The following is a 7,322-nucleotide window of genomic DNA, read 5'->3' on the forward strand; positions in this document are numbered from 1 at the left end:
GTCGTCCTTCCGACTAGGAAAATTACGGGGCTCAATCCCTTCAACCTTTCGGCTTACGGCCTATCTGCTCGCTATCCTACGCTTAAAACTTTATGTTACCATAAAGCCTCCAAGGACTCGCTACCCGATGGTTGGCCAACCTTCCGGAACGGGATTCGCACCCGCTTGACTACACGACCTTGCCCGGCCGCACTCAACATATTTCCACTAAATGGCAACTTTCTGATAATCGTACAAGATGTCGGCCACGTTCAGTTTTATGCAGTTGGTTTTGTGTATAAACCAAAAATGTGAAATGTACCACTAGTCACTAAGAAATACAAAGTGATATAAATACAAAAGGTAATTGATATTGTTAAGAATTGTTGTGAGCAAATAGTATTTTGTTAAAGACCTGAGGATTTTTAAGTAACGCGGTGAGATAAACTGAAAGTTGCGAAAGAGAGAAAGGCTTGTGGAAGCCCAAACTCATCTCTTTAATTGGTTTATCGAGAAATTCTTCTATTGCTGAAATGTGCAGAGGTCGTTGGAGGCGAGCAGGGGTTGGCTTGGTTCCTGGTGGATATGCACCACCAGTTTTGGTTCATATAGACCAAAAATACATGTTTTCTCTAGAAAGAGTTTTTTTGCCGCGGCCGGTGATTCCGCGAACACGTAACATTCAAGGGCTTTACAGCGGTAACGGTATAGCATTTGCTTGATTTTAGAATAATAGCAACCGTTTGAATGTAATTGTTAGTCATAAATTGAAGAGAAGCAGGCAAATAACAGCCGAAAATGTAAGTATGGCATATGTTGTTTCAAGAAGAGGGGGGTGCTGAACTCAAGTAACCGTTTAACGGTGCTACAGCTGACAGGGTGGATAAGCGATATTCCATCCATTAACACAAGGCATCGTGTTCCGCTTGGACGCGCTGCGCTTATCAACTTTACGTACTGGATGGCTTGCCGAAGGCAATGGTGGGAGCGGTGAATGGCTACGAAATTAAAACGCAAGGTTTTCTTTGTTTTGGTAAAAATGAAGGTTAACGAAAGAACTTACTGACACGTTAACCAAATGTATGCTGAGTGTATTTCTGAGTTTGGTCAGATAAGGAGAAACTGTTTACCAACCTGTTAGACAAGAGGGCGCCATAATGACTAATAACAAAGGTATTTCTTGGCTAAAAACGAGATGGGAGGCACCAAGCACCAGAATTGTACTCACCGTTGTTGTTTTTGTGGCAGTGTTCTGTGGTCTATGGTGGATAGTTGACGCATTCAATTTATGGCCAAAGATCGAGTTACTGCCTCGATTGCTGCCTTTGCTGTTTGGTTCTTTATTCCTCTTCCTGCTTATTTTGATCGTCTGGCAATTCACCAAGCCGCTACCAGGTGTCGAGAAAGGTACCTCTGCTGACAGTAGTATCGCCGATCCTTGGCTGAACCAAGAAAATGTTCGGGCCAGGCGCTACTGGATGACCCTTTCCTACAGCTTCATGATCCTTGCCTTAGCCGCGGCTGTTGTCCCGTTTTCTATCGATCTAAGAAAAGATCCAGGAGACCCCGGCTGGGATAAGCAGCATTATGCGCGGACAGATAGTCCGATCAGTGTTTTCAGGGGTTGCGTTGCAGATAACAATTACCGTGATGCGACTTTGCGTTGTTATGGCGACGAAGACCAAGATTCGAAAACTGCCGCTATTCCACGTTTGAGTTGGATTGTGCAGGTCGGAGGCTATGTCACACCTTTTCCGATCGAGTCGGAATCAATCGAGTTTGTAAATCAATTTGTTCAAAAGAAACAAAAACTAGAGCAGATAGTTATAAACAATGAAAAAGCGCGTCAGCAAGTTTTGGGTGCAATAACCTACAAGCAGCTGCAAGATAGCAAAAAGAAAACACAAGCAGCACTCGCTAAACAGAAAAAGGAGATAGAGCAAACCGAGCAGGAGCTTGCACAGCTGAAGAAAAATACTGCGCCGACCGAGCACAACCAAGCCCCTGCAAGTACCAATGAGATTGCCGCGCTGGAAAAAGAACTCAGCAGTGCACTGGCTACGCTGAAAACGATGCGCGACAAAGAGACCGAAATTGTACAATTGGAGCAGTCCGTAGCTGAAAATACGACCGCGATCGAAGAGGCACAGAGCGAACTGGAATGGCTGCTTTATATTCGAGATCGCCATGCTCGAGGTGACAGCGGATATTTGGTCCAAGGGGGATTGGTGATCCCCTTTTACTTGATCATCTTGTCATTGATCGGCGGTGGCGTGAGTTTGACTCGTCGTATACCTGAGTATCAAAAACAATCTACTCGGGGGTACGTAGGCACACAAAGCGCTCCTCTGCTCACACCAGCACAACTGCGCGAATACCTGGTCTTTCAGATTATCCAGTTCATTTCGGCTCCTTTCATTGCAACGGTTGCCTACTATGTAATTGCCCCCTCTACTACGGCCGCAACCGTGGGGCTGGCCTTTGCCGCTGGCTTCGCCTCCGAAACTGTATTGCTCTGGGTCCGTGCGGTGGTGGTAAAGCTCCGTCCGGAGGGTGCAAAAGACAAACCTACTGGATCTTTAACCGGGGTCATTTCATCTTTGACGGGATCGGTATCAGAGGAGGCGACTAAAAATGGTGCTACGGTCTCTATAATCGGCCATGGTGAGCTGGTACCGATTTACTCATCCCACGGACAGTTCGCGGTCAACGGCATACCGGAAGGCGAATACGCGCTGGAAATCAAGCTGGCAAACAGCCAGACCTGCACGCAACGGGTCCATATACAAGCCGGACAGACAGTACCTGTCTGGGTGGAATGTGCTTAAATGGTGGAAGAAAGTCTTTTCGGAGAAGCAAGGTTCGTGACATTTTGATGTTACATCAGAGCGTGGGGGGGAAGGGGCACTTCTGGATTTTCGAAAATGTCAGGAGGAATCTCATAATGTGACATGGCAGTAACTTCCCCCCACCCAGAGAGTTAACCATGAATATACTCGAGAAAGGTTTTATTTTAGATACAGGCATAGGATATTTTCCAGAGTCCAGAGGTTGCTCACTGCGATTCCGGCTACTGCGTTTCAGATGTATCTGGTTGGGTAAGCTGCATGACTTGTTTATAGCGAAAGCAGTCTATTGTGTGGTCGTTTACCATGCCGACCGCCTGCATGAATGCATAGCAGATGGTTGAACCGACAAAGTTGAAGCCTCTCTTCTTTAAATCTTTGCTCATCGCATCGGATAGTTTTGTGTTTGCTGGAATATCTGCCATGGATTTCCATGCATTTTGTTTGGGAACCCCATCCACATAGCGCCAGAGGTAAGCATCCAGCGATCCGTACTGTTCCTGGATGTCAAGAACGCCTTGCGCGTTTTTGATGGCTGAGCCGATCTTCAGGCGATTACGGACGATACCGGCATCGGCAAGGAGGCGATTTACATCTTTGTCTGCGTAGTGGGCGATACGATTATAATCAAAGCCGTGAAACGCCTTTCGGTAATTCTCTCTTTTTCTCAGGATTGTCAGCCAGCTAAGTCCGGCTTGCGCTCCTTCTAAAACCAGGAATTCGAACAGAAGTCGGTCATCGTGAACAGGGACGCCCCATTCATTGTCATGGTACGCCATGTATAAAGGATCATTTCCACACCAGGTGCATCTGTTTTTCATATTACGTATATCGTCAAGCGGTTGATAGAGTTATGCAACATTGGTTGCAAGCCGGCAAAGCGAGGTCACATGCAACTGGAAACTGACGCCTGAACAGAGGAAAAATCAGGCGTATTGGTTTAGCGCTCTTTCAAATTGTATCGCTTTAACAGCTCCTGCTTTTCCTCCTCGGAAAGATCTTTGAAATATTTTTTCCACCCAGGACAAAAGCCGATATGCCAGTGCCAAACCCTTCCCAAAAAGGAGTTTGGTTTACGGTCGTATATTGCTCGGAACTTACAGGTTTCACATGAGCTCATCATTGTTCTCCCAGTGTAAATGTTTGGAAGTATTTAGCTTGGTCCGCGCTTGTAAGCAGCGCTTTTACTGCTACCAACGCATTGCAACCCTTTTCGGGTTGTCAATCCTGCTAATTATCGTCTTGCTGTCCCTTGCTCTCACTTTTTAAATCTTCATCAATATAACGCTGGATATATCGTTGGCCGTTGATGGTAGAACTGGCAATCCAAACGGTCATAAAAAGCGCAAGACTTACGGTTACCGGTAAAGCTTTTGGCAGCACTATGGTCACTAAAAGGAGCGCGGCAACTCCAATGCATATGTATTGGAGTGCACGTTTTTTTGACTGCCTGATAACTTCCCAAGCCTCTTTAGGTGTAGTGATGCCACTTTTCTGCATTGCATCGCGCATTGATTCGTAACCAAGCTGATGCCTGCTTTCCATACGACCGAAGGGGTCATTGAGTTTCATAGAAAAATCTCTTTTGAAAAACTTTGATAAAACATTTTGTTATTTGAACATACGGTTATGCATGTTTAGCGAGAAAAAATCTACCGTGATCCGATTAGCTGCCTAGCGATGAGCAAACATGACGATGGTCGACGCTTTTTTATTCGAGTCACCCACAATAATCAAGGGTTGTACAAACAATGCAGAGGTATTGAAAGAGGTATTACCTTGAGTTGTTTTCATTATTTTCAGGAAAAGAAATAGTAGGACACAATTCGGAAAGGAGAAGGCTGGAGGAAACAGGTTATATGGAATGCAAATATTCGGGGTCGGAGGGTACCAATACGCTATCAAAAATATACATCTCTCTTCGCATCGTTTTCCGCCTGCTCTGCCACCTCGATCAAAAAATCGACAACTTTTCGCTTGTCCGTGCCGCTATGAAATAGATCACGGAGTGCATAATATGCATTGAACCCATCAGGTAGTACGGCATCGTAGAAATCCATGGCCAGCTTTGAAAAAGCATCAAGGTCTTCCTGTTGCTCACAGGCGTGGGAATAGTATTTGATGAGTAAGCTTAATTGGTTGTGAAAACCATGAAAAAAGGCCAGGTCGGATAATAGCTCTTCTGAAAGATGGTCACGCTCCAATCCATCTATAATCAGGGAGAGAAGATAAGGATTTGCAGATTTGAAATACTTGCGCAGTAAGGGGAAATTGGCTGTGGCGCTGTTTCGTTCTTCAAGAAAGATGGCAATGGATTTATCAGAGAGAGCTATCTTTCCATCAAAATAACTGACCAGGTATTCTTGGTTTGTATTTTGCGGTGTTGCCAAGGACTCTTCAAGTTCTTCATGGTCTATTTCGTCATCACAATATTCAAAGCCCAGTTTTTCGAGCTCAGAGATATAATCATGAGGGTTTTCCTTGAAGATGCGCGTTACCTCGTCACGAATAATCTCGCATTCGTAGTCGCCCGAGTCGGAATCGTCTATATCGTTGTTATTTTTTTTCATACGTAATTTTATATTGCGAGGCTTGTAAAGGTCAAGGTCAATACAAAAATTATATACAAAGCGGAAAAAGTAAAAAATGTAATTTTAGAAAGCATCTGGTGGCAAATTGAACAGTTATGATGCATTCCTGTAGAGAAATAGGGGCGTTCCCCAAGGGAAGTTGATGGGAAAAAGACCACCTTTGATGTGATCAGGTATCTACTCTATATGGATATACATTTTGGGCTAGAGCAAGAGGGGGCTTTAATAATATCGTGATTATCGATCATTCTATACAATCGTAGCGGTCTCAAAAAAATCATTGTTTTGATGATGAGGCGTAAACAGCCTCATCATCTCGTTTACCGCGATTTGCTTGTCAGGCCGCGCTTTACTTCAAAGATCAGTGACGTCCCAGCATGTAGAATTCGTCATCAGGTCGAATCGCAGCAAAGTTCATCATCCGGTTGGAAAGGTTGAAGAAAGCGGTGATACCCGCAATATCCCAGATATCTTCATCGGATAACCCGTGGGTGCGCAGGGTTGCAAAGTCGCTTTCATTGATAGAACGTGAATCTGTTGTCACCTTCATTGCAAAATCAATCATTGCTTTCTGGCGGGGTGTGATATCCGCTTCATGGTAGTTCACCGCTACTTGGTCGGCAATGGTTGGGTTTTCCGTCGCAAGCCTGAGGGCTGCACCATGGGATTGAACACAGTATGAGCAACCATTGTGGTTGGAGTGCGCTATAATGATCATCTCCTTATCGGCTGGGGTCAATCCGCTTTCTTTATTCATCAGGGCGTTGTTGTAGGCCAGGAAAGCACGGAATTCATCCGGGCGGTGGGCCAGGGCAACTAAAACATTTGGGATAAAACCTAATTTTTCTTTAAACCCAAGGCACGCTTCCTTTATGTCCTCGGGCATATCGTCAATGGTTGGAACAGGGTATCTGCTGATGTTTGTCTTGGTTGCAGTCATGATTAACTCCTATTTTTATTGTTAGATAGGGTTGATGTTGTTTAATTATTTGTAATCGTAAGCATTGTTTTGCAGCTGCTTAGCGGTTCAGCAACCGTCCAGGGTAGATGCGCTACGCTTATCTACCCTGTAGTGGACGAAGGATTGCATATTCCTCACAAGAAATGCACGTGTCGGAATATTTTCTACGTGCTGAGAGATGCATTCTTGTTACCATGCAAATGTTTTGAGCGTTTCCTCCTTGCATACCGGATGGGTAGCAATTGCCTGATTAACTCTGTTTAGAAACACCTCCTGCAACTCCGGTAGTGGCCCTTTCATCGGAACAATATTGTTGCCGTGATCGCCCCAATAAAAGGTAGCAAAGCCTGTCATGTTTTGCAGAAGGTATTGTTCTTCTTCAAGGATTTGCAACGGGGTAGGGAGGACGAATTTTCCGTCTTCAACCTCCTTCTCCAATTCAGTACCAGGCTGGATTGCCAAGGCCATGGGAGCTAGTTCTTCCGGCTGCATAACGTTGAGGAGCCGTGTGGTTGCTTGAATATGTTCTTGCGAACGTTCTTTTCCACCTATTCCGAAAATAATGGAAAGAAGTACCTCGATCCCAGCGGCCTTAGCCTTTGCCATTCCTTGTTCGGCTTGTTGCGGGCTTAACCCTTTTTTGATCCGCTCAAGGGTTACGCCGTCGCCGGACTCTAAACCGGTATAGGCCATGGTTAGACCTGCCTGTTTGAGTTCTCTGAGTTCTTCAACCGATTTACGGGTTTCTCGAATAATTACTACAGCAAAACAAGCGCAAATAGTGTTTTAACTGTCTGAAATATTGATATTATGTTATACTTTTCCATCATCTTCTAAGCCGTTTTTTACTTGATGGAGCCGATATGTTTCAGCCAGGATTCTTCGACCTTGATAATCGGATGCGTAAAATCGACAGCAACGGTGACCCTCTTACCAAAATTAATC

Annotated in this window: 5 protein-coding genes and 1 pseudogene; 1 reads left to right on the top strand and 5 read right to left on the bottom strand. The window is 45.0% G+C overall.

Going from position 1 to position 7,322, the window contains the following annotated elements; all coding sequences use genetic code 11:
- Window positions 1-1,136: 1,136 nt before the first annotated feature.
- Window positions 1,137-2,807 (top strand): hypothetical protein, encoded by a 1,671-nt coding sequence (locus tag JWH17_RS22440; protein WP_205224941.1) that lies wholly within the window; start codon window positions 1,137-1,139, stop codon window positions 2,805-2,807.
- 242 nt (window positions 2,808-3,049) lie between these two features.
- Here JWH17_RS22440 and JWH17_RS22445 read toward each other — a convergent pair whose 3' ends face one another.
- The 5 genes and pseudogenes from JWH17_RS22445 to JWH17_RS22465 all read right to left on the bottom strand — a co-directional run.
- On the bottom strand, window positions 3,050-3,646 hold the full coding sequence (locus tag JWH17_RS22445; RefSeq protein ID WP_205224942.1) for a DNA-3-methyladenine glycosylase I: 597 nt from the start codon (window positions 3,644-3,646) through the stop codon (window positions 3,050-3,052).
- A gap of 409 nt (window positions 3,647-4,055) precedes the next feature.
- The gene (locus JWH17_RS22450) at window positions 4,056-4,397 is read right to left on the bottom strand and encodes a hypothetical protein (protein WP_205224943.1); all 342 of its coding nucleotides are present in this window, start codon (window positions 4,395-4,397) and stop codon (window positions 4,056-4,058) included.
- A 329-nt stretch (window positions 4,398-4,726) separates the two neighbouring features.
- Window positions 4,727-5,395: a hypothetical protein gene (locus JWH17_RS22455; RefSeq protein WP_205224944.1), complete on the bottom strand. Its 669-nt coding sequence runs from the start codon at window positions 5,393-5,395 to the stop codon at window positions 4,727-4,729.
- A 382-nt stretch (window positions 5,396-5,777) separates the two neighbouring features.
- Entirely contained in the window at window positions 5,778-6,356 is a 579-nt protein-coding gene (locus JWH17_RS22460) for a peroxidase-related enzyme (RefSeq protein WP_205224945.1), read from the bottom strand.
- 210 nt (window positions 6,357-6,566) lie between these two features.
- Window positions 6,567-7,118 (bottom strand): annotated as a pseudogene (locus JWH17_RS22465) (radical SAM protein); the annotation flags it as partial.
- Window positions 7,119-7,322 lie beyond the last annotated feature (204 nt).

Origin of the sequence: Desulfogranum marinum, assembly GCF_016918565.1 — a bacterium.
Lineage (GTDB): Bacteria > Desulfobacterota > Desulfobulbia > Desulfobulbales > Desulfobulbaceae > Desulfogranum > Desulfogranum marinum.